The organism is Kitasatospora sp. NPDC058965, assembly GCF_042741245.1.
Lineage (GTDB): Bacteria > Actinomycetota > Actinomycetes > Streptomycetales > Streptomycetaceae > Kitasatospora.
In genome coordinates, this window is record NZ_JBHYKG010000026.1 from 21,241 (window position 1) to 45,003 (window position 23,763).

Consider the following 23,763-nt stretch of genomic DNA (forward strand, 5'->3'; position numbering starts at 1 on the left):
GAGCACAGGCCATCATTCCGCTGCGGCCCCAACTTCCTTGCCGCTCGAATGCATAGGATCCACCTCAAGGCGACAGCTATGCCGAAGCTGGATCTGGTGGAGGTGCGGTGTGGGATGGCTCATTGCAGGCCGCTACGAGCTTCAAGAACTGCTTGGCAGAGGCGGCATGGGCGAAGTATGGTCCGCCCGCGATGCCGTCATTGGTCGCCACGTCGCGGTCAAGATGATGCAGACTCACCTGGGCGGGCACGCTGCTGACCTGCTCTTCCGCGAGGCGTGTACCGCAGGATCACTCAACCACCCCGGTATCGTCACCGTTCATGACCTGGGCCAAGACGCTGACGGCTCACTCTTCCTCGTGATGGAGCTGGTTCACGGCCGTAGCCTGAGCCAGGTCCTGCATGACGATGGGGTGCCTACTGTCACGCAGGCAGTCAAATGGGGGGTAAGGATCGCTGACGCCCTCTCAGCGGCCCACCAGGCCCGCATCGTGCACCGAGACCTCAAACCGGCCAACGTCATGCTCGCCGACAACGGCCGGGTGAAGGTCTTGGACTTCGGCATCGCCAAGCGTCTTGACACCAGCAGTCCAACAAGTACCAGTATCATGGGCACCCTCGCGTACATGCCGCCCGAGCGCTTCAACACCGGGCGCCAGGATGCCCGCGGCGACCTGTATTCGCTCGGCTGCCTACTCTACGAGCTTCTCACCGGGAACACCCCCTTTGGGGACCTGCCCACGACAGCTCTGATGTTTGCCCACGTCAACCGCGTTCCCGAGCCTCCCAGTGCCCGACGTCCCGGTACCCCCACATCGCTGGACACCCTGGTTGCGCAGCTACTCGCAAAGGCCCCCGAACGCCGGCCGAAAACCGCCGCGGAAGTCAGCGTCCGACTCCGAGCCGCGATCACCGGCAGGAAGGATCAGCGCCCCGCGCCGACTCAGAAGTCCAGGTTCATGAAAAATATGGCGGTCTATCTGGGCCTGGTTGATGACACGGATTGAGAGGGTGCACTGACCACTCGGTAGTGGGCCTGAGCCGCGGCTGCACCCGGCACCCAATCTCGCGCACTGCAGTAACTGCAGGATCCGATCGTTGTGGTCCGGGCCGTCGGGAGCGAGTCACGTGACTGGCTGGGCTTGATTCGGTTGGTGGACACCCCAATCAGGTTGTCCACCAACCGAATCAAGCCCACTTCGGGATGGCCAAGAAGTGGGGTGCGAGAAGCGACGAGCGAAGGGTTTCCCCAACTCAATGGCTCCGACTGAGGGCGACAAGGCATCGCTCAAGCTGGTCTTGGAGGAACTCATTCGGCGCCTGCATCTGGTTGAGAGCGGCCTTCCCCCGGGGAAATGGCCAGACGTGGGGGATTGGCCTGGACGGGGATGACGGTGTTGTCGGCCTCGTGAGCTCCCCGAGGCGTCCAGCCGGACGGTGACCGGCTGTGGTCGCCGGCGGCGTATCGGCTCCAGGTCCCGCCGCTTTCTCTGAGGAGGCGGCTGGTGGTCTTGTCGTGGTAGCCGAGGGCGTCCGCGACGACGGGGGCGAGCAGTTTGCCGCGTCGAGATCGGCGAGGTCGGAGAAGTCGTCCTGCAGCGCACTGGTCTGTGTCGTGGTCGGGTGCGGGCCAGGGCGGCAGCTTTCCGGAACTGACGTCACGTGCGGTGGTGCCCGTGCAGGTGGTCGAGGTCGAGTCGCTGGTGGTGGCCGGGACCGGGCGCTGTGAGCGCCAGTGACGCAGCGCCGGTCCAGATCTTTGCTCGGATGTTTTTACTCCCCGAGTATGTCTGAGCGGCCGACATCGGCGCCGTTTGAGCGGTGACGGCAGAAGGTCACGGCGGATGTGTTCGCGCGGCCGGGAGTCCGGCTGCCGGCCCGGCGGCCGGACTCCCGGCGTCTGCGGGTCAGCAGTGGAACGGGCCGACGGCGAAGTTCGCCTCGTTCCCGGCGGTGTCGTCGGTCCACGCCTGCACCACGACGCAGTGGCCGACGGCCGGGACGCTCGCCGGCCCGGCGTAGTAGCTGTAGTTGTTGCCGTCGTCGCCCTCCTTGATCGCATTGCAGGAGACGGGGGTGTCCTCGGCACACTCGTAGACGATGACCTGCGTCCACGTCGGGGTGCCGTAGAGGGAGCCGGTCTTGACGTTGACGGCGCAGTTCTTGCCCGTGGAGCCGTCCCAGAAGAGGTGGACGTAGCTGTAGACGGCGCCGGCCGAGGTCTTGACGGGGTAGGGCGAGCCACTGACCTCGTTGCCGGAGCAGCCCCAGCCGCTGGCGGAGGCGCTGGTCGTGCCGGCGACGGTGACGGCGCCGGCCATGGTGAGGACGGCCGCGACGGCCGGTGCGATCCTGTGGACGAGAGCACGCATGCGAATCGAAGTCCTTTCAAGCGGAATAGTGTCGGGTGGATCACTCCGGCTGGACGCCGGAACTGCGTTGCCAGGCGGCCAGGGTGTCGAGCGGTCGCACGAACAACTGGCTGATGAAGCGTCAGTTAATGAACATCGCAACGGCGTTGTTGTAGGCGGCGGCCGGAAGCCGGCCGGCGAATCCCTGGTTGATCGGGATACCGAAGCTGGTGGCGGGCGGGGCCCCAGCAGGAACGCTGAGGTTCCAGGAGCAGGAGGTGTTGTTCACGGCCGAGGCGGCGTTCCTGTTGACGGTCAGGCCGTAGCCCGACCCGTTGTTGCCCCAGTTTCGGATGGAGAACTGGCTCAGGTCGTTGTACGAGCCGGGGATCCAGTGCTCGAAGGAACCCCGGCCCACGCCGGGCGAGTTGTGCCAGAGGCGGAATGATCCGGTGGGGCAGGCCTCGACGCCGGTCGGCGGTGCGTCGGCGTTGGCGCGTCCGGCCATGCCGAGCACGGCACTGGATGCGAGGCGGGTGCCAGGGAGCGGTGCAGCCGGCGAGAGTCCGTGCCGCTGAGGGGCCATAGCCTGTGCGAGCGCGTGGCGCTGGTCGGCAGGCGTGTTTCTCGCTGTGTTCACACCCGCGCTGCGTGTCGGGCCCGGCCTTGCATGGATTGCCCGTCGGGCGCGGGCGGTCGGTGGCCGTGGACCGTCCGCGGTCGTCCGGGTCGGGCCGGGTCAGCCGCAGTGGAAGGCGCCGCTCCAGTAGGTCGCGTAGTCGCTGGCGGTGCGGTCGGTCTCGGCGTAGACCGCGATGCAGTGGCCGGCGCCGGGGACGGAGACGGGGCCCGCGTAGTAGGAGTAGAGCGTGGTGTCGTTGGTCGGGTCCTCCTGCGAGGGGAGGTTCCAGCCGCTGCAGGAGTTGATGCTGGGCGCGGTCTCGGAGCAGACGCTGAGCTTGACCTTGGTGAGCGTCGGGGTGCCGTACAGGTTGCCCGTCTTGACGTTGACGGCGCAGTTGTTGCCCGAGGACGGGTCGTAGAAGAGGTGCACGTAGCTGTACACGGAACCCGTCGTGGTGGACACCCGGTACGGCGAGCCGCTCACCTCGTTGCCGGAGCAGCCCCAGCCACTGGCGGAGGCGCTGGCGGCGCCGCCGATCGTGACGGCGCCGGCCATGGTGACGACGGCCGCCACGGCCGGTGCGAACCTGCGGACGATGGCGTGCATGGCGTGGACTTCCCTTCCAGGGTTGTCGAGTTCGCGCCCACGGTGCCGACCGGCGGCGGGCCTGGCGCGCTGTCTTCGAGTCGGTCGGGGCGGAAGCTGCGGGTGAGGCGGCTTCAGCAGTGGAAGGGGCCGATGAACAGGTCGGCCTCGTTGGCGCGGCTGGCGTCGAGGGTCCAGGCCTCGAGCACGATGCAGTGGCCGGCGGCGGGCACGCTGACGGGCCCCGCGTAGTAGCTGTAGATGTTGTTGTCACCGTCTGCGGCGATCTGTTCGCAGTTGCCGCCAGGGGTGTCTCCGGCAGCGCACTCGCTCAGGCTGACCTCGGTGAGGCTCGGGGTCCCGTACAGGCTGCCCGTCTTCACGTTGACGGCGCAGTTGCGGCCCGTCGAGCCGTCCCAGTACAGGTGGACGTAACTGAAGACGGCCCCGGAAGGGGTCCTTGTGGGGTAGGGCGATCCGCTGACCTCACTGCCGGAACAGCCCCAGCCGGCGGCAGAGGCGCTGGAGGTGCCGGCGACCGTCACGGCGCCGGCCATTGTGATGACGGCCGCTACGGCCGGAGCGAGTTTCTTGACCAACGAGTGCATGGAACGTCGGGTCCTTTCGGCTGGAGGATGGGGTCAGGGCGCCGATCTCGGGCACGGCGCGATGTGGTCGAGCAGGTGGATGTCGGGTGCCGGGCTGGGCGTGCGGGCAGTCGGGAGGTGGACGGTCTGCATCCCTTGGGCGCACCCGCACGCGAGGACCGGGCCCCAGTCGCCGGGGCTTCGCGGCGAGCCGGTGCGCCCGGTTCTCCGTCAGGCGGTTCTTACCGGTCTCGGTTGCAGGGGCCGGGTTGGCCGTGGATGTCGGCGGGCTCGTAGATGAGGGCGCAGATCTTGTGCCCCGGACCGTCGTACCACCAGCCGGAGCCGGCGCCGTTGGAGCTCCAGAGGTGCGCGCGGTTGTCCGTCAGGGTGAACGTGCACTGGCCGTTGTCGGTGACGGTCGGGTTGAGCTCCTGCTCGTCGTGCCAGGCACCGTTGACCCACTTCAGTTGGATCTGCTGATCGGCAACGCAGTTCGGGTGCGGATCCAGTGGTCGCCCTCGTTGGCGGCGAGCGCGGGCGTCGACGTGGTGAGGGCGACGACGAGGCCCGGGCCGAGGGCCGTCGCAGCGGATCGCAGGGACGAACGACGGGACGGCACGGGCATGGAGCGGATCCCCCCTGGACCGATGTGATCGGGCAGCAGCCGGGTGTGTCTCAGTGGCACAGCCCGGCTGCCGACAACCCTGCCTGCCACCCCTCACCGTTGAGTAACGTAGCGTTAACGCGCAAACGATCTCTGTAATCGACACTCGCCGCCCCGTCATGCAGCGAGCAGTCCTGCGCCCCGCGGCGCAGCCCGGTGGCCCGGCAGACGGAGTCGTCGGCGCCGGCGAGGCCGGCGAGGCGGTGGGCCGACGGGCCGACGCCGGCTCCACCGACGGAAGCCCGGCCTGCGGTGGCGGAGCCGGCCCGCGCAGCAAACGGTGCACATGCCCCGACCTTCGGCATCCAGCTCCCCGGCGGTGCGGGCTACCTCGCCCTGCCGGTCGCCGTTGCCCTGAGCGCGGCAGCGATCCGGCGCAGCCTGCGCCGACGCCGCGACTACCAACTCGACGATCTGCCATCAACTCCGATGCCCTACTTCTACACGGCCGCCCGACGCGCCGGCACGGCCCCGAGCCCGGACGACCGCGCGGCCGCCCACCGCCGCACGGTCGAGCTCTACCGAGGCGACCTGTGCACCGGCCTGGACCGCCCTTGGCTCACCGCACCGCGCGAGGACGCCCGCCGACGCGTCCTCCACGCCCTCGCCACGCTCGTCGGCAGCACGGACGACCCCGAGGAGAAGCTCGGACTGCTCGAACGCGCCCTGGACCACGACCCCTACAACGAGCAGCTCCACCTGCGGCTGGCCAGCCAGCACCTCGCCCTCGGCCGTACCGAAGCTGTCCGACGCATCCAGGAACGCCTCCGGGTTCACCTCGCCGAGATCGACGAGCGTCCCACCCCCGGAACCGTCCGCGCCTTCCAGGACCTGCTGAGTCCCGCCCATCCGAACTCCACCCGCGCATCCTCACCACGTCCCGGGCTGACGCCCGGGAATCGGGGGACGGCGGGCTCGCCCGGTGCGCGACCGAGGTAGTGCGGGCTGGCTCAGTATGCGAGCTGTCCGGATCACCGTGGCGTTCTCGTGGTTGCGGACACGAGTGGCGGCATCCCTGCTAGAGGTGCCTCTGCCCTGCGGAAACGTGATTCGACCCCTCAGAAGCCGCCGTGCTCCCGTACGACCGCCTCGCAGGCCTCGATCGCCTCACGGAACACCGGCTGGGAGGCGAGAGTTCCCGTCCCATGCCCGCCCACTGCGTGCCCTGGCCGGGATAGACGAAGACGATTCGGGGCTGCTCGGGGGCCTTCGGACCGACACCACCACACCCTGCACGACATCCCCGGCTTCAGCTGTCTCCCCCGCGGTCCAGGCACGCAGCGCGGCGGCGGCCTCGGGCGCCGTGCTCGCGGTCAGGACGAGGCGGTGCCGGTAGTGGTCACGGCCGCCGGCCGCACTCACGCACACGTCCGCCAGCGGCGGTCCGTCCGAGCCCGAGAGCAGGTCCGCGTAGTGCCCGGCGAGCGCGGTGAGGGCCGGGGGAGAGCGGGCCGAGACCGGCAGCAGGACCGGTGTGCTCCCCAGTGCCCCTCCATCCTTGGACTTCACCTTGCTGCGGGAGGGTGCGCTGCGCAGCACCCGGTCCACGTTGGTGCCGGTGGCGCCGAAGCTGTTGACGCCGGCGGTCAGTGCACGGCCGGGGCGGCAGCGGGGTGGCGTCCGTCGTCGCCGAGCAGGGCGTCCGCGTGCTCCGCCAGGTCGAAGGCGCCCGGCGCGTCGGGCGCGGCCGGTCGTACTCGCGAAGGCCCACCAGGGCGCGGTGCACCTGGGGCAGGGGCACGGATGGACGGCGGTGCCCATTGACACCGCCACACCGAGCGCCGCCTGGGCGGCCTTGCCCACCATTTCGTACGGGGACCTACCGATCGCCAGCCCGCCCGCGGCGCGCCGGTACAGCAACTGGCCCTCGGCGATGTTGGTGCTCAACTGCACCGGCAACTCCCGGCGGACGGCGCGCACGGCGTCCGCGATGTCCATGATCCGCCGCGACTTGATCGTGCCCAGCGCACTGCGAGGGTCCTCACTGTCGATGATCAGCGCCCCGCCGAGCACCGCCTCACAAGCCTCCTGCCGCCCGAACACACTGACCAGCAACCGCCGGGCCCCACCGATCCCGCCGCGCAAGCGACTTCCCCACCCTCTGGAGCGATCTTGACGACGGAGCGGACGACACCGGGAGTCCGATGCCCTGGTCACTGCCCTCGGGTTGAATCCCTCCCGTGCGGAATCCAGGATCCGGTCGGGTCCTTCGCCGTAGCGGCGCAGCTGTGCTTCGCGCAGCCGCGAGCGCCGCGGCTCCGGCAGAGACCTGGGCGGAGGCTGTGCTCGGCCGTATGCCGTCCTCGAGGCAGTTCGGGCGGGCGGGGCGGTGTCGCGGATCGGTCCGCGAGGCGCCCGTAACGATGTGGGTGCGTGATCGTTTTCTCGGGGGAAGCTGCGATCCACGAGGTCAGGGGCAGCTCATGTCGGGGGTGGCGGGGGTCGTCGCAGGAGCGCAGGTGATCCTGCGGCTTTGAGGGCGAACCGGCTGGGCCGGGCCGAGGGGGCTCGGGCGGCTGCTGTCCAGTGATCAACATGTTCTTACCCCTTTCGTGTGAGATGGGTCAGGCGCCACCACGGCAGATGTGTAGCGTGCATGCCAATTACAGTCCCTGCTGACAGGAGTGACGGACCGTTGAATGCGCAGTGGTGTTTGAGCGCCGTTTTGGTGCCCGCGGACGGCGGGGGTGGCGACGCCCTCGTCGAGATGGTGCGCGAACTCCGCGCCCGCGTCCTGTTCGACCACGGGAGGCGGCCGGTGTTCCGCACACCCGGCGGGAGTTACGCCGATGATCAGGATCTGGACCTGGGGGCCTGGCACTTCATCGCGCGCGGGGAGCCGGACGGGCCGCCATTGGGCTACATCCGGCTGTCGACTCCCGCCACGGGGCATCTGTTCCAGTCCCGGGCGTTCCTCGGCGCCGAAGGGTACGAGTCGGTGCTGCGGGTGGAGGGTGCCAGTCTTGCAGAAACGTTCGAGCACAGTCGTTTGGTGGTCGAGCACCGCGCCAGGAAGCTGGGGCTCGGCGCGTACCTGAACGCCGTGGCGATCGGGGCGGCGCACGCGATGGGCGCACGGCTGATGATCGGGACCTCGGGCACCAAGGACGGCCAGGACGCCTTCCACGAGCGTTTCGGCTTCCGGTCGCTGCCAGCCACGCGTCGCTATGTGGCTCAGTACACCGAGGACGTGGTGATCATGGTGCACCGGGTCGCCGACGGCGCCGGCGAGTACACGGACCTGGTCAGCCGCCTCCGGGACTCGTTCCCCGCGCTGGCCGCGGCTGGGGAGCCCCCGTACGAGACCGTGTCGGTTCCGTACGCCAGGACGGAGCTGCGGGTGGACGCGGAGCTGTCCGGGGAGTCGGCCTGGTCGCCCGTGCTGTTCAACCGCACCGATCCGAACGACCGTCAGGCGCTGGACGCGCTCGTCGACTCCAGCCTGGTCCGCGAGGTGCACGACACCATCGAGGAGCAGTTGGAGGAGCTGATCTGCAGCCGCGAACCGGTCCTGCGCGGCGATTCCGGGCGGATCGCCGCGAGGCGCGCGGGCCAGCTCGCCGGGGCGTCCGCGCGGGACTACGGCCGGTGGGCCTGGTACCCGTGGTCGGGCCGACTGGTCCACGTCCTGCCACGCGAGGAGTTCCGGCTCGTACGGACCGACCGGAACCGCGGAAAGATCGAACGTCCGGCCCAGCGACGACTCCTCGACCGCACCATCGGCGTTGTGGGACTGTCCGTCGGCAACGCCTCCGCGATCACCTTCGCGCTGGAGGGCATCGGCAGCCGGTTCAAGCTCGCGGACTTCGACGCCTTCAGCCTCTCCAACCTCAACCGCCTGCGGGCCGGCGTCCACGACCTGGGCGTCAACAAGGCGGTGATCACCGCTCGGCAGATGTACGAGATCGACCCGTACCTCGATATCGAGATCCACCCCGACGGCCTCACCGACGAGAACCTCGACGCCTTCTTCACCGGCCTCGACCTGCTGGTCGAGGAGTGCGACACCCCCTACGCGAAGATCGCGGCCCGCGAACGAGCCCGCGTGCTCGGCATTCCCGTCGTGATGGACTGCAACGACCGCGGCATGCTCGACGTCGAGCGCTTCGACCTCGAACCCGGGCGGCCCCTGCTGCACGGCCTGATCGGTGACGTGTCCTCGGCCGAGTTGAAGACCCTGTCGCAGCAGGAACGGGTGGATCTGATCCTGGCGATGGTCGACGCCGAACGCATCAGCCCCGAACTGCGTGCCTCGTTCGACCAACTCGGCACCACGCTGAGCAGTTGGCCGCAGCTCGCCTCCGGTGTAGCGCTGGGCGGCGCCCTGACCGCCGAGGCCGCGCGTCGCATCCTGCTCGGCGGCGACTGCCCGTCCGGCCGGTTCTACGTCGACTTCGCCGAGCTGATCTGCGCGGCCGCCGACAGCCTCACGCAGAGGTGCCCGGCATGAGCCTGAACCTACCGGTCCTCGTGGCGGGCACCGGGGTCCACCTGCCGGAGACCGTCGTCACCAACCACGACCTGGCCCGCATGGTCGACACCACCGACGAGTGGATCACCAGCCGCACCGGCATCCGGGAACGCCGCTGGCTCGCGTCCGACCGCGCGGTGTCGGACATGTGCGTGGACGCCGCCCGGGAGGCGCTCGCGTCGGCGGGGACCACACCCGGGCAGCTCGACGCGATCGTGGTCGGCACCTACACCTGGGACCAGCCGCTCCCCTCGACAGCCCTGATGGTGAAGGACCGGCTGGACGCCCACCGGGCCCTCACGCTCGACGTCACCCACGCCGCGTGCGCCAACGGCCTGCAGGCCGTCCTGCTCGCCGCGCACCTGATGCAGTCCGACGCCGCCCGCACCGTCCTGGTGGTCGCCGCCGATGCGGCATCCCGCGTCACCGACCCCGAGGAGCGGACCACCCGGATCTTCTTCGGCGACGCGGCGGGCGCGGTGGTGCTACGACGGGGCACCGAGGCCGGAACCGGCCTGCTCGCTTGGGACTTCGGCTCCGAGCTCTCCCACGACGTGGAGATCCCGGCCGGTGGCTCCCGGCTGCCGGCCAGCACGGAGACGCTGGCGGCCCGCCAGCACTACCTGAAGATGAACGGCCGCACCGTCTGGGACACGGCGACCCGGCGGCTGCCCGACAGCATCCTCAACGCCACCGCCGCGGCGGGCGTCCCGACCGAGGAGGTCTCCCACTTCTTTCTCCACCAGGCCAACCTGAACATCATCAAGGCCGCCATGGAGAAGCTCGGGGTCCCGCTGGACCGCGCTCCGGTCACCCTCGACCGGCTCGGCAACACCGGGTCGGCCGGTGTGCTCACCGCGCTCCACCAGTCCCATCACCAGGGGCTCGTCCGCCCCGGCGACACCTATCTCATGTCGTCGATCGGCGCGGGCTTCCAGTGGGGGACGCTGGTGTTCAGACAGCACTGAACACCACAGCCGTGCCGGTACCACCGCGACACCCCGGGACCCGTCACCGTGACCCCGGCCGCCCCGGAGGATCTGCCCCACCCCCGCGGTGGAGCGGCAGGATCGATTCTCCCCGGCCTGACGGTCCGGTCCGGCGGTGGGCCGGTGCTGCATGCGGTCCTGGCCCGGCGCACCACCCTGGTGCGCTCCGCGCTTCGCGTACCTCGCACGGCCAGGTCCTGCGCCGATGTCGACACGGTCGTGGTGACGGTGTCGCTGGCCGCCCCGCTCAAGCACCGACGGATCGAACGCAGGCTCGCCCTTACCTGGGAGAGCGGCGCGCAGCCGGTCGTGGTACCCGCCGAGGCCAACCAGTGCGCCGACACGGCGTCGGCCACGGCCGAGGTGACACCAGGTACGGAAGTGCTGGTGGCCAGCCAGTTGCCGGGCGAGGACCGGCTGGCCACCGGCGCCGTATGCAGCCACACTTTTGCGGCTCCTGACTGGACTCACCGTCGCTGGTGCTATCGGCCGCTCTTCGGTTGGTCTGCACTGCCCGGCATGAGGTGGGATTCCCAGGCCCAGGCGGTGATCTCGCTGCGGTTACGGGCACCGAGCTTGTTCTGGATCGCGGTGAGGTGGCCCTTCACGGTGCTGACGGAGATGAAGAGGGCGGCGGCGATCTCCTGGTTGGTGCTGCCCCGGGCGACAGCGCGGATGACGTCGGTTTCCCGGTCGGTGAGCGGGGTGTTGGGCTGGAGGGCGGAAGGGGATTTGACGGGGGCGAGGTTGCGGAGCAGGCGCCGGGTGATCGACGGGGAGATCAGTGCGTCCCCAATGCTGGCGGCCCGCACGGCGGCGGCGAACAGGGTGGGGTCGCCGTCCTTGAGGACGAATCCGAGGGCTCCGGCCTGGAGGGCGCCGTGGACGTACTCGTCGAGCCCGAAGGTGGTGACGATGACGACCCGCAGCGGGTCGACGATGCCCGGGCCGGCGAGTGCGCGGGTGACGTCGATGCCGTCGAGGCGGGGCATGCGGATGTCGATGAGGCAGACGTCGGGGCGCAGTTGGCGGGCGAGGGCGACGGCCTCGGCGCCGTCGCGTGCTTCCGCGACGACGGTGATGTCGGGCTCGTCCTCCAGGATGAGGCGCAGGCTGGTGCGGATCATGGCCTGGTCGTCGGCGACCAGCACGCTGATGCTCATCGGCGGTCTCCGGCTGGCAGGGGCAGGGTGGCCCGTACCGACCAGCCGGAGCCGGGCTGCGGACCGGCGTTGAGCGTACCGCCCAGTGCCTCGATGCGCTCGCGCATGCCGACCAGGCCGTAGCCGCCGCGCGGGGAGGCGCGGATCGGGGGGTGCGGCGGAGCATCGTTGCCGATCTCGACGGTGATGTCCGTGCCGTCCTGGGAGATGGTGACGATGGCCGCGCGGGCGCCGCGGGCGTGGCGGGCGATGTTGGTCAGGGATTCCTGGACGACCCGGTACACGGTGGTGGTGACCACGGGTGGCCAGGTCGGAGCCCCGATGGGTAGCCGGAGGTCGACGGCCGGTCCGTGTTCCTCGAAGCGGCGGACCAGGTCGATGAGTTGCTCCGGACCCGCGGTGACGGCGGCGCCGTCCTCCGCGTCGCGGAGCAGGGCGACCACCCGTCGCATGGCGTCCATGGCGTCGGTGCCCGAGCGTTCGATGTCCGTCAGGGCGGTGCCGAGTTGGGCGGGCTGCTTGCGGAGCATGATCTGGGCGGCGTGGGTGTGCATCACGATGCCGGAGACGTGATGGGCGACGACATCGTGCAACTCCCGTGCCAGGGCCAGGCGTTCGTCTCGCCGCACCGCCTCGACGGTGGCCTGGCGGCGATGCTCCAGGAAGCGCAGGACGAGCCCCGTGCCGAGGCCGGCCAACCAGCCCTGGACGCCCATGTGGAACGTGGTGACGGCATGTGAGGTGATCGCGAGGCGGCCGAGTGCCGTGACCACGAGCCCGGCCGAGGAGACCACGGCGGCTCGCCAGGGCGGGAGGACCCGGATCGCGGAGCCAGCGAGGACGCTCAGAGCCAGGGACGCGGCAACGCCGGACTGGTCGGTCGGGTACCCCAGGGCGGCGGCGAGCACGGCGACAGCCGAAACGGACAGGCCGACGGCCACGGCGACCAGCCGGTTGCGCTCCCGCAGCAGCGCCGCGACGCACACCACCGCACCGGTACCGCAGTCGAGCAACCAACCCCGGCCGCCCGCGTGGGCGGCATGCCAGTAGGCCGTCGCTGCCAGCACCGCCGCCAGGCCAAGCCCGAGCAGGACGTTGGTTCGTCTGGTGGCCAGTGCACCCAGTGCGGCCAGCCGTTCCATCACACTCACGGCGCTCAGACTACGGAACCGGTCACGGCCGGTGTACCGGCCAAAGGGACCGCTCCGATCCAACCGATCAGTACTTTTGGCCGGTACGAGACACGGCTGGCGTGAGCAGGCTTGACGGCATGCAACGAGACCTCGACACACCCCGCGGCGACGCGGTGCCCGCACGAGCCGGCAGGTGGACGTGAACCGGTCCACCTTGGCCCGCCTCCGATTGGAGCTGCGGGTCATCGGCATCGCCCCGCCGGTGACGGCACTGGCGGCAACACTGGGCGGCGCGATCCTGGTGATCGCCATGCACACCTCCGGGGCCGGCGCGGAGCACCTCGACCTCGCCGCCGGCGCGGTCCTGGCGGGCTTCGCCCCGCTCGGCACCGCCGTCGCGGCCTCCTCGATCGTGGGGCGTGATTCCGGCGCCGAGCTGGTGATGACCAGCACGGTCTACCGCCGGGTGCTGTTCCTGCGTGTCGGTCTGGTGGTAGTGCCGGCGGCCCTGGTCACGCTGGTGGACGCCGTCGTGTTCCGGGCCTTGAACGCCTGGCCCGTGGGGCAGGGCACAGGCGGTTACGTCCTGGTGTGGGCCCCGCCGATGCTCTGGCTGGTCGCGCTGGCGATGCTCATCGCGATCGGCCTGCGCAGCCCGGCCGCCGCAAGCGGCCTGATCGGGGGCCTGTGGCTGGCCCAGTACCTGATGACGCGCGCCATCCTGGACAACACGGTGCTGCGGGCGCAGTACATGTTCATGGGCGTCGCCGCCAAGGTCCCGGCGCACGAATGGACCGTCAACCGGATCGCCCTGCCCGTCGTCGGTCTCGTCGCCATCGTCGCGGCCGGCCTGCTGCTGGGGCGTCCCGAACGATTCTTGGGGAGCGATGGCGCATGACCGCCGTCCTTCGGCGAATCGCTCCGCCGACGACAGCTCAGGGCTGGTGGGCGAAGACCGTCGCGGCCGCCCGCTACGAGTACCTGATGCAGGTGCGCCGCCCGGCCGTCTGGCTGGTCGTGATCGGGTTGATCGCGCTGCGCTGCGCATCGCCCTTCCCGCCGGGTTTCACCGGCACCACGGACCACACCTTTCTGGTCGCGGACTGGGCGGGCAACTTCATCATGCTGTGCCCGATCGGCGTCGGCGCCGTCCTCGCCGACCGAGTCCGGCGGGAGTCCCGGCTGGAACTGAACGACCTCCTGACCTCGACGCCCACCGGCATCGGCCCGCGCCTGTGGGGCAAGGCCATCGGCGCCGGCGCGGCGACCATCACACCGGTCGCCGTCGCCTGGGTGGGCCTGCTCGGCTACCTGACCGCCCAGCGCGGGGCCGGGGTGATCTCGGTCGGCCTCGCGGCGTTCGCCGCCATCATCCTTCCCGGGCTGGTCTTCATCTCGGCCTGCTCAGTCACCGTCCCGTACCTGACCGGGCCCGTGCTGTACCGGCTCGGTGTGTTCGGCTACTGGATCTGGGGCAACATGGTCGGCCCGCGCTTCGGGATCCCCACCCTCGCCGGCACGCCCTTCGAAGCCATCGGCGAGTACCCGGCCGGTGCCTGGTTCCACGGCACCCTGTTCATCGCCAGGCAGCGGGGACTGCACCCGACCGGCGGCGAGGCCGTCCTCAGCATTGCCTTCCTGCTGCTCATGGCGCTCGCCGCCCTCATGACTACTCAGCTCGTGCTCACCAAGAGGAGCCCGTCATGACCGCGCCCAACGTGACCATCACCGATCTGACCGTCACCTTCCGGCGCGGACAGGTCCGCGCCCTCGACGGCATCAATCTCCGTCTGCCCGCCGGCATGGTCGGCCTGCTCGGCCCCAACGGGGCCGGCAAGACCACCTTCATGCGGGTCCTGACCGGGGTGCTGCTGCCGACCGCGGGCACCGTCGCGGTGGACGGCACCGACCTGACGTCGCGCAGCCGGCGCCGAGAGGTCAAGTCCACCACCGGCTACCTCCCCCAGGAGCTCGGCCTGTACCCGGACCTGACGGCCAAGCAGTTTCTCGACTACATGGCGCTGCTCAAGGGCATCACCGACCGGCGCGCCCGCCGCGCTCGCGTCAAGGAGGTCCTCGAACTGGTCTCGCTCAGCGATGTCGCCAACCGGAAGGTGAAGGGCTACTCGGGCGGTATGAAGCGCCGCGTGGGCATCGCCCAGGCGATCCTGAACGACCCCCGGCTGCTGATCGTCGACGAACCCACCGTGGGACTTGACCCCGAGGAGCGGCTGCGGTTCCGCAGCCTGCTCGCCAGGCTGGCCGGCGACCGGACGGTGCTGCTCTCCACCCACATCGTCGACGACATCGTGCAGACCTGCCCGAACGTCGTGGTGATCGAGCGCGGGCACGTCGCCTTCCAGGGCGCCATCGGCGATCTCGCCACCCGCGCCGAGGGCATGGTGTGGCACGTCACCCAGCCGGCCACCACCTCGCCACCCGACCTGCCCACCGTCAAGGTCACCCCCAGCACGACCGGCACCACCTACCGGGTCATCAGCTCCGGCGCCCCCGCCCCGGCCGCCGAGAGCGTCGGCGCCACCGTTGAGGACGGCTACATCGCCCTCATGCACGACACCGCCCCGGAGCGGGCCCAGCACGGCCCCGACCTCCGCGTCGTCTGACCACAACCCGTCAACACCCAAGGACCAGAAGATGTCCCAGCAGCCGCTCGCCGCCGTCCTGGCCGCCGCCGACACCACCGGCTTCCACCCCGGCCTGGCCTTCTTCGTGGAGTGGGCCCTCATCATCGGCGCCATAATCGGCGGTCCCATCTACGCCGTCCGCCTGATGCGCAACCGCCGCAACCGCCGTTGAACACCCGTCTGAGCACAAGAGTGCCACTCGGACGAGGCGGCCGGCTGATCTTCGACCCTGGCGTCTACGTCCCTGCCTGGCGCGCGAGGTCACACAAGCGACATGAACGCCGCATACGCCCCGGGTCGAACGGCGGTGGCACCACGTAGCGCCCGACAGCGACACGAGAACACGATCCCTCGTCACTGCTCGGTCCTTCTCGACGCATCTCAACCGATGAAGCCGCCGCGTGTGCACCGGTTGTGAAATGATCTTCCCTGAGGGCCATTTTTCCGCAGGCCAGAGGTATGTTCGATCAGAACTACGACTGCTAGGAGCGTCTCCGACCTGCGGAAACGTGATTCGCTCTCTCATCGCTTCCGCAGGTCGGCAAACGCCCTGACCTGCGAAAACGCTAGGCTTCCGACTCGCGTCGATTGCTCTGCGGCTCGCGATGTGAAATGAGAGTGCACTGGGTTCGATCTCGGCGGGAGTTCTGTGTAGCGCCTCCCGCTCCTAGGCCCACGAGCCCCGAGCGGTGCACTTGTGGGCCATCACGTGGCACCAGTTGATTGATCGTCAGAAGCGGTAACCAATAGCAGGATGCGTACCCCACCGAGAGGAGGATGGGTACGTCCCGCCTTGCCGCTTCTGACATCGCCTCCTCTCCCCACGCCACCAGTCCACAGGTTGGTGGCGTGCTGCTGGAGATAAGGCGACTGGGCATGGACCAGTCGATTCACCATGCCCGCAGAATTCCAGCTCCCTGACCCAATTTTGCGAGGGCCGCAGCCGAACACGCCGGGAGCCCACGACCTCCGGCCAATCAGCGGTCTTGCTCGTGCTTTGCCGGGTAGTGCTGCCGTCGGCCGGGCCGCCCGAACAGGTTAAGTAACACCCGCGCTGGCGGTGGCCGGGCGAGATTCCCCACCGTCAGCCGCCTGGCGGCACATCACGTGACCACCGCTGCGATCACGCCGTGTAGTCACAAGCTCGTACAGGCCGACCCGACGCTGCTGATGCAGGGCGGCTTGGACCCGGCCTGAGCTGGGGCGCTCAGCGCGCTGCGATGCCCTGGCCCTGGTAGATCTCGTCGTAGTAGTGGATCACCAGGGGGCGGGTGAGCATGGCCTCGAAGGTGGCGGTGAAGCCGTTCGCGGTGCGCCAGGCGAGGTAGTCGGTGTAGTTGTGTGCCTCGGTCCACCGGGTCAGGCCGGCGACGTGGTCGGCGTCGCCTTGGTCGCGCAGGATGCGGATGTGTTCGCAGCCCTCGTGCTCGAGGCTCTCACCCAGGATGTCCAGCAGTAGTTTTGCGACGTCGTCGCCCCGGCCGGGCTGGGAGAAGAGCTCGGCGATGACCACTGTGCTCATGGGGTGCTTCCTGAGGTGTGTCGGTGCTGTCCGGTCACCGGGCAGCGGTGGGAGTTCGGGAGACTCGCGTCGGCCGGCCGCCGGAGCGGACAGGTCTTCAGTAGGGAGCCGGCGCGTTGTGCACGATGATCAGTGAGCTGATCCTGCCGTCGGTGACGGTGAAGTAGTTGGTCAGTACCAGCTCGTCGGGGAGGTTCGTCTTGTCGTACTCGCCGTCGTAGCGCGCCCGCACGATCGTCAGCGTGCGGTGGGGCACGACCTGCGTCACGTCCATGGTGACCTTGGCGTCCACCAGTTCGCGGCTCGCCCAGGCGCGGATCGACGCGGTGCCGACGAATTCGCGCAGCGCGTCGTTGACCAGGGCGTCGTTGGTGAAGGTCGCCATGATGGCGTCCACGTCGAAGGCGTTGACCGCCGCGATGTGGGCGGTGACGACGTCGGGCAGTGCATCGGCTGGGCCGGTGGTGTTCATGGTGGCTCCTTCGTCGGCCTGTGACCGTTGGGGTCCGTACTGAACACGTTGGGTGCTCCCCGTGCGGGAGGGTCAACCGGTGGTCCGGTGCTGGACCCTCCGGCAGGGGGAGGGTTCATACTGGCGCCATGCACACCGGTCTGACCGTCGGCGAGTTCTCCCGCGTGTCCCATCTGAGCGTCAAGACGCTGCGGCACTACCACGACGTCGAGCTGCTCACGCCGGCCGACGTCGACCCGGGAACCGGCTACCGGTACTACTCCCTGGGCCAGGTGCCGACGGCGCAGGTGATCGTTCGGCTGCGCAACCTGGAGATGCCCGTGGCGGATGTCAAGGCCGTGCTCGCCACTGAAGACGTTGGCACCCGCAACGAGCTGATCAGCGCGCATCTCGCGCGGTTGGAGGACCGGCTCGCGCAGGCGCAGAGCGCCGTCGAATCGCTGCGCGAGCTGCTGGCCCGGCCCGCGCGCGGGTCAGCCATCGAGTACCGCACGGTCCACGGTCAGCCGGCCATCGGCATCCGCGAAGTCGTCGACCGGCAGGACGTGGTGAGCTGGTGGCAGGGCGCCCTCGGCGAGCTGCACGGCTTCGCCACGGCCCGAGGACTGCGCCGGACGGGCCCGATGGGCGGCCTGTTCGCGAGTGAGCTGCTCCAGGACGAGCGCGGAGAGGCGCTCGTGTTCCTTCCGGTCGACGGTGACGCGCGCCCGGTCGGCCGGATCGACGCAGTGGTCGTGCCCGGCGCGGAACTCGCGGTCGCGGTCCACCACGGGCCCCTGGAGACCATCGACCTCACCTACGGCGACCTGGGCACCTACGCCGCACGCCACGAGATCGGCGTCGACGGCCCGCTGCGCGAGTTCTACCTGCGCAGCCCCCTCGACGCGACCAACGAGCACGACTGGGTCACCGAGGTCGGCTGGCCCATCTTCCGCTCGAACGGATAGCGGCGGTTCGGCCGCGCCGGTGCGGTGACGGCGTGCCTTGATCCGGGCTCAGCCCACCGGTGCTCTCATGCAGGTGTCATTCACTTCCCGAGGGAGTCGCCTTGTCTTCTCACGACCCGATCTCACCGCAGGAGGCCGCCGACCGGCTGGCCATCCGGGAACTCATCGACGCCTACGCCCACTGCGCCGACCGCCGGGACGCCAAGGGGCAGATGGCACTGTTCACCGAGGACACCCGCTTCCTGGTCTTCATGGACGCCACCGCCGCCGACCCGACCCAGGAACTGCACGGCCGCGAAGCCCTTGCCCCGGTCTTCGACAACCTGAACACCTACAAGGCCACCACTCACTTCAACGGCCAGAGCACCGTGATCCTGGACGGCGACCGGGCGAGCGGCGAGAGCTACTGCCTGGCCCACCACATCTCCTACGGCGCGGATGCCGAGCGCACGATCATGATCGCGTCCATCCGTTACCTGGACCATTTCGCCAAGCGCGAAGGCGAGTGGCTCTTCGCCGAACGACGTCTGATGGTCGACTGGACCGAGACCCGCCCCAGCACTGCCTGAACCACTCGGCCAGGCACACCCGCTCTCATACCGCTGGTTCAGGATGCGCCCGGCCCCCCGCCCACCAGGGGCCTGGCTCGGACTGTCTTCAGCGTGCGCTCGGTGGGCGGGACACGGGTGCCCGCCGGTGCCGGACGGTGAGGTATCCAGCTGCGAGCAACGCCAGCACGGCTGCGCATTCGGCGACGATGCTGATCAGCGCCTGCGGAGCGGGTTGCAGGCCGTGTTCGACGAATCCGAAGACGCCTGTGGTGCGTGAGGCGGCGAAGCCGGCCAGCGCACCGCCGGCCGTGCCCACGGCAGCGAGGTGGATGAGCGCGGGCGGCGGGAGGAGTGCCCCCGCCACCAGCAGCGCGCCGAGACCGAACGAGGCTGCGGCCTGGAGCAGGAACAGGACGCCGACAACGTGCAGGTAGCGATAGCCGTCGAGGTAGAGCTGCGCGTGGACGGCGCCGCCGGCGGCGAGTGCGGCACCGCCGATCAGGCTGAGCAGTCTCGCCGCTGCGGGCGGGTGTGCTCCGGTCCTCGCGGGGGTGCGGCCGGGTACGGGCGAGGGGCTGTCGTTCATGCGAGCTCCTGGTCGGTGATCGCCAGCGCGGTGGTGCCCTGCCGGTACTGGACGGTGCGGATGCCGAGGGCGGTGTGCAGCTGCCGGGCCGGGAGCACCTGCGGGGTCGGAGCGGGGGCCTGGCCTGGCTTGGGCAGTGGGTAGGCGGTCGTGGTGGCCGAGTGGAAGGTGACGTTGCCTTCCACCCGGCTGAACAGTTGGTGGACGTGCCCGTTGAGGGCGGTGACGGAGGAGAACCGCTTGAGCAGGTTGAGAACCTGCAGCGCGTCGTCGGTCGACCAGCCCCATTGCGGGTACATGGCGAACAGCGGGATGTGGCTGAACACGACGATCGGGGTGTCGGAGGACAGGCCGGCGACGTCGCGGCGCACGAAGTCGATCTGATCGGCGCCGAGGTGTCCCAGCTTCTCCAGGCTGAGGGTGTTGACGAGCGCGATGAAGTGCACGCCGTGCGTGTCGAAGCTGTACCAACCGTCACCCTGCGTGCCCTGGGCGAAGGCCTGCCGGTAGGCGCGGCCCTGGTCGCCCACCGAGTCGTGCTCGCCGGGGACCGTGAACACCCGCTCGGTGCGCAGACCGCTCATCATCTGCTTGACCTGGTCGAACTGGGCCGGGGTGGACAGGTGGGTCAGGTCGCCGGTGTGCATGACGAAGTCGGGCCGGAACCCCAGCGCGTTGACCTGGTCGATCGCGCGGGTGAAGGAGCCGGTGACGTCGGTGTTGGCGGGCCCGGCGAAGCCGATGTGGCTGTCGGAGACCTGCACGAAGCGCAGCGTGTTGGCGTCGCCGGCGGTCGCGGCGGCGATGCTGTCGCGCGAGTCAGCGATGTGGCTGACGACCTCTCCCGCGGTGACGCTCAGCACCACGGCGGCTCCGAACCAGCCGGCGTGCCGGGCGAGCTGGCGGCGGGTCATGGGGGCGGTCATAGGATCGGTCATCGGGTCACCGTCACGGTGGCCGTCATGAACGGGTGGATGGTGCACAGGTAGCTGTAGCTGCCGGGGGTGGTGAATGTGTACGAGTAGCTCTGCCCGGTGTTCAGCGCCTTGGAGTTCAGCGGTCCGGTGTTGTTCTGGCCGGTGACGGTGTGCGGCTCGCTGTCCTGGTTGGTCCAGGTCACCGTGGTACCGACCTTCACCGTGACGGCGGCGGGAGCGAAGGCGAAGTTCTTGATGGCCACGCTGTCGGAGCCCACCGGCGTACCCGCGGGTGTCTGCGCGTCGGTGCCGGGGGTCGTGGGCATCGGCATCGTCATGGTCGGCATGGGACCGGCGCCGGTTGCGGTGGCGCCGGGCATCCCGGCCAGGCTCGACTGGCCGGAGCCGGGGGTGAGGGCGGTGGCCGTGGCCGACCCGGTGCTGTGCGTGGGGCTGGAGCATCCGGCCAGGGTCAGCCCGGCTGCCGCGAGCAGCGCGGCCGCGGCGCATGCCCGGCGCCTGGTAAGGGAGATGTTCATCGGTTCGGCTTTCTGATCGGCCCTGGGCGGGCGCGGACGAAGAGCTGGAGCTGGCTTCGGCGGGTGCCGGGGCCGGGCGCTTGCGCCACAGCCCGCTGCCGTCGCAGAGGGGATACGGGCGGGGGTTACACCGGCACCGCGCACGGCACGGCTGTAACCCCTGCCCGTATCTGTTGGCGAGGAGAATCGACGGAGGTCAATCGATGCCGAGAGAACAGATCCGGTGCACGCCGCGCTCTACCATGAGCCGTGGCCGGTCGCCGGAGATTCGCAGCGCTCAGACGGGTCGGCTCCGGCATGATCTGGCGTGCTGACACCGCGGTGCCGGCGTCCCGTCCCGCGCTACTGCCGTGGGCGACGTACCCCGACTGGGACGCGATCTACGCCGACAACGTGGGGCGCATCTACCGGTTGATGTTCGCGAAGGTCGGCAACCGTCCGGACGCCGAAGACCTGACCTCGCAGGTGTTCACGGCCGCGCTCGGGCCGTTGCGGCCCGGCGCCGAGATCGGTCAGGTACGCGCCTACCTGACGGCGACCGCGCGCACCGTGCTCGCCGAGCACTGGCGTCGCACCCTGGGTCACCAGGTCACCGAGATCGACCCCGACGACCTCGACCTCGCCGATCAAGCACTCGGTGCCGGGGAGGGCGACAACGCCGAAGCCGACGCGCACGCGCAGCGCATCCTGGAAGCGCTGCCGGAGCGGTACCGGCAGATTCTCGTCCTGAGGTTCCTGCGGGGGTACACCGTCCGGCAGGCCGCGACGGAACTCGGGGTCACGGTGGCGAACGCGAAGGTCCTCCAGCACCGCGCCCTGCGTGCGGCCGCCCGGGTGGAGAACAACGCCGACAAGGAAGGGGCAGCGTCATGAGACGGCAGGCAGTGGACCGCTACGTGGAACGGCTGCTCGGCCGGCGCCGCCCCAAGCCGTTCGCGGCCACCGAGGACGAACTGGCCGTGGTACGCACCGCCATCGACCTCGCGGCCGCCGGGCCGGACGCCCAGGGCCCCAGCCCTGCCTTCGTGGACCGGCTGCGCCGGCAGCTGCGCGAACAGGAGCAGACGCGGGCGGCCACGCCCGCACCGCAGCCGGCGTGGCGCACCCCGCCGCGCCGTCGGCTGCTGGCTGCGGGAGCGCTCACCGCCACCGGCGCGCTGGCCGGGGTGGCCGCGGACCAGCTCCTGCAGCGACGCGAGGAGGGCGCGCAGGCGCAGCGGCCCGGCCCGTCGGCAGAAATCGTCCCGGTCGCCGGCAGCTGGCAGCCGGTCGTCCAGGCCGCCGAGCTGCCCGAGGGAGCCGTCGTCGCCTTCGATCTGGGCGCTGTGACCGGATTCGTCCGCCGTACCGACGGGCGCATCCGGGCCGTCTCGGGCAACTGCACCCATCAGGGGTGCCGGCTCGACCTGGACAGCGCCCGCGACAGGCTCGCCTGCCCGTGCCACGGAGCGACCTTCAGCCTCGCCGGCGTGAACCTGACGCGTCCGCACCAGTCCGGCGAGCCGCTGCCCGCGCTGCCGCGACTCCCGGTGCGCGAACTCGACGGCGCCATCCAGATCTACGCCCCGGCTGCCGACCACTCCCCGAAGACGACCGAGTAACCTCGCCCCACCGGAACAGCTCTGGGAGGAAGCCGACCGACGTGCCCGAGTTCTGAGCCTGTCCTACCCACCAAGCGTGGGCCTGAGGCGGTCATTCCTAGGATCGTCGGACCATGGATTCCGGGCATGGCCGTGAGCTTGTCCTACTACAGGCAGGAGTGCGAGACCAGGTCGCCGACCTGGTCGCCGAGCGCCTGCCCTGCGTTCTCGTCGAACAGGAAGTGCTGGCCGGCGAAGATCCGGCTCTCCGCCGCCTCGTCCGCGGCGGCGGAGAAGCTGTGGAACTCGCGTACGACTCCGGGGACGCCGGCGTTCGAGAGCGAGATACTGGCGGACTCCCTGAAGGAGGCGGACGGGGCGAAGCGGTTCGAGGCCGACTTCGAGGGTGGGACCGATCCGTCTGCCATCCTGGCGCTGATTCCCGGCGACGAGCGGCAGCAGTCGGAGATCCTTCGCCATCTGGCGGAAGGGGAGGGCGTTTCGGTTCTGGACCTGGTCACGCCCGACATGCTGGCCACCGCCATCGCGGAGACGCGCCGGAGGCCGTCGACGGGGGAATCCGCGGGCGGGCCCGGTCCAGCCGCCGTCCTGGCGCGGTTCCCCACCGACAAGGCGGTCGTGGACGCGGCGAAGGAAGCCGCCGCCGCTCGCGTCGCGGGACCCGACGGGGCAACCTGGCGGGGAATCGTCCAGGCGGTCCAGGACGAGAGCATCGTCGACGAGGACGCGTTCAGGGAGTACCTGCGGACCACCTTCCGCGACGTCGACCAGAAGAACCTGCGCGACTTCGGGTGGGACGTGTACGGCATCGTGACGTCGAAGGCCACGCTGCCGGACCTCACCTACCGCCCGTCCCGCTCCTCCGAGGCCACCGTCCGGTTCAGGGACGGCCGCGCCGACCGGCTCGGGATCAACTCGCACATCGGCGAGACCCGGTGGGACGGCGTGAAGCTGGCGTACCTCGACACCGGCCAGCGCGCGGCCACCCTGTGGGTGAAGGTCGGCGAGGGCGCGTGGTCCAAGGACGGCAACTGGGGCGGCCGCCTCCAGGTCACCTGCGCCACGGCGGAAGGCCAGTGGATCGACTCCAGCGACGGATGGGTGCGGCCCCAGTCTGCGAAGGGCGACCCAATCACCTTCTACGACATGGGCCCCTACTACGAGATCTGGCAGAAGGACTGCGAGACCGGTCGGCCGCTCACCATCCAGGACGGCTACCTGCGGTTCGTGAAGGGCGCCACCCCGGGCACGTTCAACCTCCAGGACGCCACCTGGACCTGACCCGGCCGTAGCAACGGTGGGGCCCCGCAGCGGCTGGGATGCTGTTGGCGAATTCGGGGCCTGCGCGTGACGTCGGCCTTCAAGACCTGGTTGTGGTCTTGAAGGCCGACGTTGTGGTTTGGGGGAGGGTGC

Annotated in this window: 26 protein-coding genes and 1 pseudogene; 14 read left to right on the forward strand and 13 right to left on the reverse strand. The window is 69.9% G+C overall.

The window, feature by feature from the left end; genetic code table 11:
* The first annotated feature begins 109 nt into the window (after positions 1 to 109).
* The gene (locus ACFW1A_RS07215; RefSeq protein ID WP_380405594.1) at positions 110 to 1,006 is read left to right on the forward strand and encodes a serine/threonine-protein kinase; all 897 of its coding nucleotides are present in this window, start codon (positions 110 to 112) and stop codon (positions 1,004 to 1,006) included.
* 900 nt (positions 1,007 to 1,906) lie between these two features.
* Here the strand turns inward: ACFW1A_RS07215 and ACFW1A_RS07220 are convergent.
* From ACFW1A_RS07220 to ACFW1A_RS07235, 4 genes are all read right to left on the reverse strand, one after another.
* Positions 1,907 to 2,371: a hypothetical protein gene (locus ACFW1A_RS07220; protein ID WP_380405597.1), complete on the reverse strand. Its 465-nt coding sequence runs from the start codon at positions 2,369 to 2,371 to the stop codon at positions 1,907 to 1,909.
* 121 nt (positions 2,372 to 2,492) lie between these two features.
* Positions 2,493 to 2,858: a hypothetical protein gene (locus ACFW1A_RS07225; protein ID WP_380405600.1), complete on the reverse strand. Its 366-nt coding sequence runs from the start codon at positions 2,856 to 2,858 to the stop codon at positions 2,493 to 2,495.
* A 231-nt stretch (positions 2,859 to 3,089) separates the two neighbouring features.
* Positions 3,090 to 3,581, reverse strand: coding sequence for a hypothetical protein (locus ACFW1A_RS07230; RefSeq protein WP_380405603.1), 492 nt, complete (start codon positions 3,579 to 3,581; stop codon positions 3,090 to 3,092).
* Between the two features lie 113 nt (positions 3,582 to 3,694).
* The gene (locus ACFW1A_RS07235) at positions 3,695 to 4,168 is read right to left on the reverse strand and encodes a hypothetical protein (protein WP_380405605.1); all 474 of its coding nucleotides are present in this window, start codon (positions 4,166 to 4,168) and stop codon (positions 3,695 to 3,697) included.
* An 898-nt stretch (positions 4,169 to 5,066) separates the two neighbouring features.
* On the opposite strand from ACFW1A_RS07235, the gene ACFW1A_RS07240 reads away from it, so the two are divergent.
* On the forward strand, positions 5,067 to 5,753 hold the full coding sequence (locus ACFW1A_RS07240) for a bacterial transcriptional activator domain-containing protein (protein WP_380405608.1): 687 nt from the start codon (positions 5,067 to 5,069) through the stop codon (positions 5,751 to 5,753).
* 168 nt (positions 5,754 to 5,921) lie between these two features.
* On the opposite strand, the gene ACFW1A_RS07245 is transcribed toward ACFW1A_RS07240, so the two are convergent.
* Positions 5,922 to 6,869: a ketoacyl-synthetase C-terminal extension domain-containing protein gene (locus ACFW1A_RS07245; protein WP_380405611.1), complete on the reverse strand. Its 948-nt coding sequence runs from the start codon at positions 6,867 to 6,869 to the stop codon at positions 5,922 to 5,924.
* Between the two features lie 580 nt (positions 6,870 to 7,449).
* On the opposite strand from ACFW1A_RS07245, the gene ACFW1A_RS07250 reads away from it, so the two are divergent.
* Together ACFW1A_RS07250 and ACFW1A_RS07255 are read left to right on the forward strand one after the other, a co-directional pair.
* Positions 7,450 to 9,264 carry a ThiF family adenylyltransferase gene (locus ACFW1A_RS07250; RefSeq protein ID WP_380405613.1) on the forward strand — a complete coding sequence of 605 codons (1,815 nt, stop codon included), beginning with the start codon at positions 7,450 to 7,452 and terminating at the stop codon, positions 9,262 to 9,264.
* The gene (locus ACFW1A_RS07255; RefSeq protein WP_380405616.1) at positions 9,261 to 10,253 is read left to right on the forward strand and encodes a 3-oxoacyl-ACP synthase III family protein; all 993 of its coding nucleotides are present in this window, start codon (positions 9,261 to 9,263) and stop codon (positions 10,251 to 10,253) included. Before ACFW1A_RS07250 ends, ACFW1A_RS07255 begins: the two co-directional genes overlap by 4 nt.
* Positions 10,254 to 10,756: 503 nt before the next feature.
* Here the strand turns inward: ACFW1A_RS07255 and ACFW1A_RS07260 are convergent.
* Together ACFW1A_RS07260 and ACFW1A_RS07265 are read right to left on the reverse strand one after the other, a co-directional pair.
* Positions 10,757 to 11,437: a response regulator gene (locus ACFW1A_RS07260; protein WP_380405619.1), complete on the reverse strand. Its 681-nt coding sequence runs from the start codon at positions 11,435 to 11,437 to the stop codon at positions 10,757 to 10,759.
* A complete protein-coding gene (locus tag ACFW1A_RS07265) occupies positions 11,434 to 12,579 on the reverse strand; it encodes a sensor histidine kinase (RefSeq protein WP_380405665.1) in 1,146 nt (381 codons plus the stop codon). Before ACFW1A_RS07265 ends, ACFW1A_RS07260 begins: the two co-directional genes overlap by 4 nt.
* A 184-nt stretch (positions 12,580 to 12,763) precedes the next feature.
* Between ACFW1A_RS07265 and ACFW1A_RS07270 the strand changes: the two genes are divergently transcribed.
* From ACFW1A_RS07270 to ACFW1A_RS07285, 4 genes are read left to right on the forward strand one after another with little or no spacing between them, the layout of a single operon-like run.
* Positions 12,764 to 13,468: a hypothetical protein gene (locus ACFW1A_RS07270; RefSeq protein ID WP_380405621.1), complete on the forward strand. Its 705-nt coding sequence runs from the start codon at positions 12,764 to 12,766 to the stop codon at positions 13,466 to 13,468.
* Positions 13,465 to 14,277 carry a hypothetical protein gene (locus ACFW1A_RS07275; protein ID WP_380405624.1) on the forward strand — a complete coding sequence of 271 codons (813 nt, stop codon included), beginning with the start codon at positions 13,465 to 13,467 and terminating at the stop codon, positions 14,275 to 14,277. Before ACFW1A_RS07270 ends, ACFW1A_RS07275 begins: the two co-directional genes overlap by 4 nt.
* Positions 14,274 to 15,194: an ABC transporter ATP-binding protein gene (locus tag ACFW1A_RS07280; RefSeq protein ID WP_380405627.1), complete on the forward strand. Its 921-nt coding sequence runs from the start codon at positions 14,274 to 14,276 to the stop codon at positions 15,192 to 15,194. The genes ACFW1A_RS07275 and ACFW1A_RS07280 overlap by 4 nt, the downstream gene beginning before the upstream one ends.
* 31 nt (positions 15,195 to 15,225) lie before the next feature.
* Positions 15,226 to 15,387: a hypothetical protein gene (locus ACFW1A_RS07285; protein ID WP_380405630.1), complete on the forward strand. Its 162-nt coding sequence runs from the start codon at positions 15,226 to 15,228 to the stop codon at positions 15,385 to 15,387.
* Positions 15,388 to 15,958: 571 nt separating this feature from the next.
* Here the strand turns inward: ACFW1A_RS07285 and ACFW1A_RS07290 are convergent.
* From ACFW1A_RS07290 to ACFW1A_RS07300, 3 genes and pseudogenes are all read right to left on the reverse strand, one after another.
* Positions 15,959 to 16,112, reverse strand: a pseudogene (locus tag ACFW1A_RS07290) (DUF255 domain-containing protein); the annotation flags it as partial.
* Between the two features lie 310 nt (positions 16,113 to 16,422).
* The gene (locus ACFW1A_RS07295; protein WP_380405633.1) at positions 16,423 to 16,737 is read right to left on the reverse strand and encodes a putative quinol monooxygenase; all 315 of its coding nucleotides are present in this window, start codon (positions 16,735 to 16,737) and stop codon (positions 16,423 to 16,425) included.
* A gap of 97 nt (positions 16,738 to 16,834) precedes the next feature.
* Positions 16,835 to 17,209 (reverse strand): nuclear transport factor 2 family protein, encoded by a 375-nt coding sequence (locus ACFW1A_RS07300; RefSeq protein WP_380405636.1) that lies wholly within the window; start codon positions 17,207 to 17,209, stop codon positions 16,835 to 16,837.
* Between the two features lie 128 nt (positions 17,210 to 17,337).
* Here ACFW1A_RS07300 and ACFW1A_RS07305 point away from each other — a divergent pair, with 128 nt between their 5' ends.
* Positions 17,338 to 18,156: a MerR family transcriptional regulator gene (locus tag ACFW1A_RS07305; protein ID WP_380405639.1), complete on the forward strand. Its 819-nt coding sequence runs from the start codon at positions 17,338 to 17,340 to the stop codon at positions 18,154 to 18,156.
* Between the two features lie 101 nt (positions 18,157 to 18,257).
* Complete coding sequence (locus tag ACFW1A_RS07310; protein WP_380405642.1) at positions 18,258 to 18,725, forward strand: nuclear transport factor 2 family protein; 468 nt, start codon at positions 18,258 to 18,260, stop codon at positions 18,723 to 18,725.
* A gap of 88 nt (positions 18,726 to 18,813) precedes the next feature.
* Here ACFW1A_RS07310 and ACFW1A_RS07315 read toward each other — a convergent pair whose 3' ends face one another.
* Genes ACFW1A_RS07315 through ACFW1A_RS07325 form a run of 3 tightly spaced genes read right to left on the reverse strand, consistent with a single transcriptional unit; the run spans position 18,814 to position 20,536 of the window.
* The gene (locus ACFW1A_RS07315; RefSeq protein ID WP_380405645.1) at positions 18,814 to 19,293 is read right to left on the reverse strand and encodes a hypothetical protein; all 480 of its coding nucleotides are present in this window, start codon (positions 19,291 to 19,293) and stop codon (positions 18,814 to 18,816) included.
* Positions 19,290 to 20,207, reverse strand: a complete 918-nt coding sequence (locus tag ACFW1A_RS07320) for a metallophosphoesterase family protein (protein WP_380405648.1) — start codon at positions 20,205 to 20,207, stop codon at positions 19,290 to 19,292. Before ACFW1A_RS07320 ends, ACFW1A_RS07315 begins: the two co-directional genes overlap by 4 nt.
* Before the next feature lie 20 nt (positions 20,208 to 20,227).
* The gene (locus tag ACFW1A_RS07325) at positions 20,228 to 20,536 is read right to left on the reverse strand and encodes a plastocyanin/azurin family copper-binding protein (protein WP_380405651.1); all 309 of its coding nucleotides are present in this window, start codon (positions 20,534 to 20,536) and stop codon (positions 20,228 to 20,230) included.
* Between ACFW1A_RS07325 and ACFW1A_RS07330 the strand changes: the two genes are divergently transcribed.
* The 4 genes from ACFW1A_RS07330 to ACFW1A_RS07345 all read left to right on the forward strand — a co-directional run bounded on the left by ACFW1A_RS07330 (position 20,529) and on the right by ACFW1A_RS07345 (position 23,631).
* Entirely contained in the window at positions 20,529 to 20,765 is a 237-nt protein-coding gene (locus ACFW1A_RS07330; protein WP_380405654.1) for a hypothetical protein, read from the forward strand. The two genes, ACFW1A_RS07325 and ACFW1A_RS07330, sit on opposite strands and share 8 nt — an antisense overlap.
* Before the next feature lie 281 nt (positions 20,766 to 21,046).
* A complete protein-coding gene (locus ACFW1A_RS07335) occupies positions 21,047 to 21,622 on the forward strand; it encodes an RNA polymerase sigma factor (RefSeq protein ID WP_380405656.1) in 576 nt (191 codons plus the stop codon).
* The gene (locus ACFW1A_RS07340) at positions 21,619 to 22,350 is read left to right on the forward strand and encodes a Rieske (2Fe-2S) protein (protein ID WP_380405659.1); all 732 of its coding nucleotides are present in this window, start codon (positions 21,619 to 21,621) and stop codon (positions 22,348 to 22,350) included. The genes ACFW1A_RS07335 and ACFW1A_RS07340 overlap by 4 nt, the downstream gene beginning before the upstream one ends.
* 126 nt (positions 22,351 to 22,476) lie before the next feature.
* The gene (locus tag ACFW1A_RS07345; protein WP_380405662.1) at positions 22,477 to 23,631 is read left to right on the forward strand and encodes a hypothetical protein; all 1,155 of its coding nucleotides are present in this window, start codon (positions 22,477 to 22,479) and stop codon (positions 23,629 to 23,631) included.
* The last annotated feature ends 132 nt before the right edge of the window (positions 23,632 to 23,763 follow it).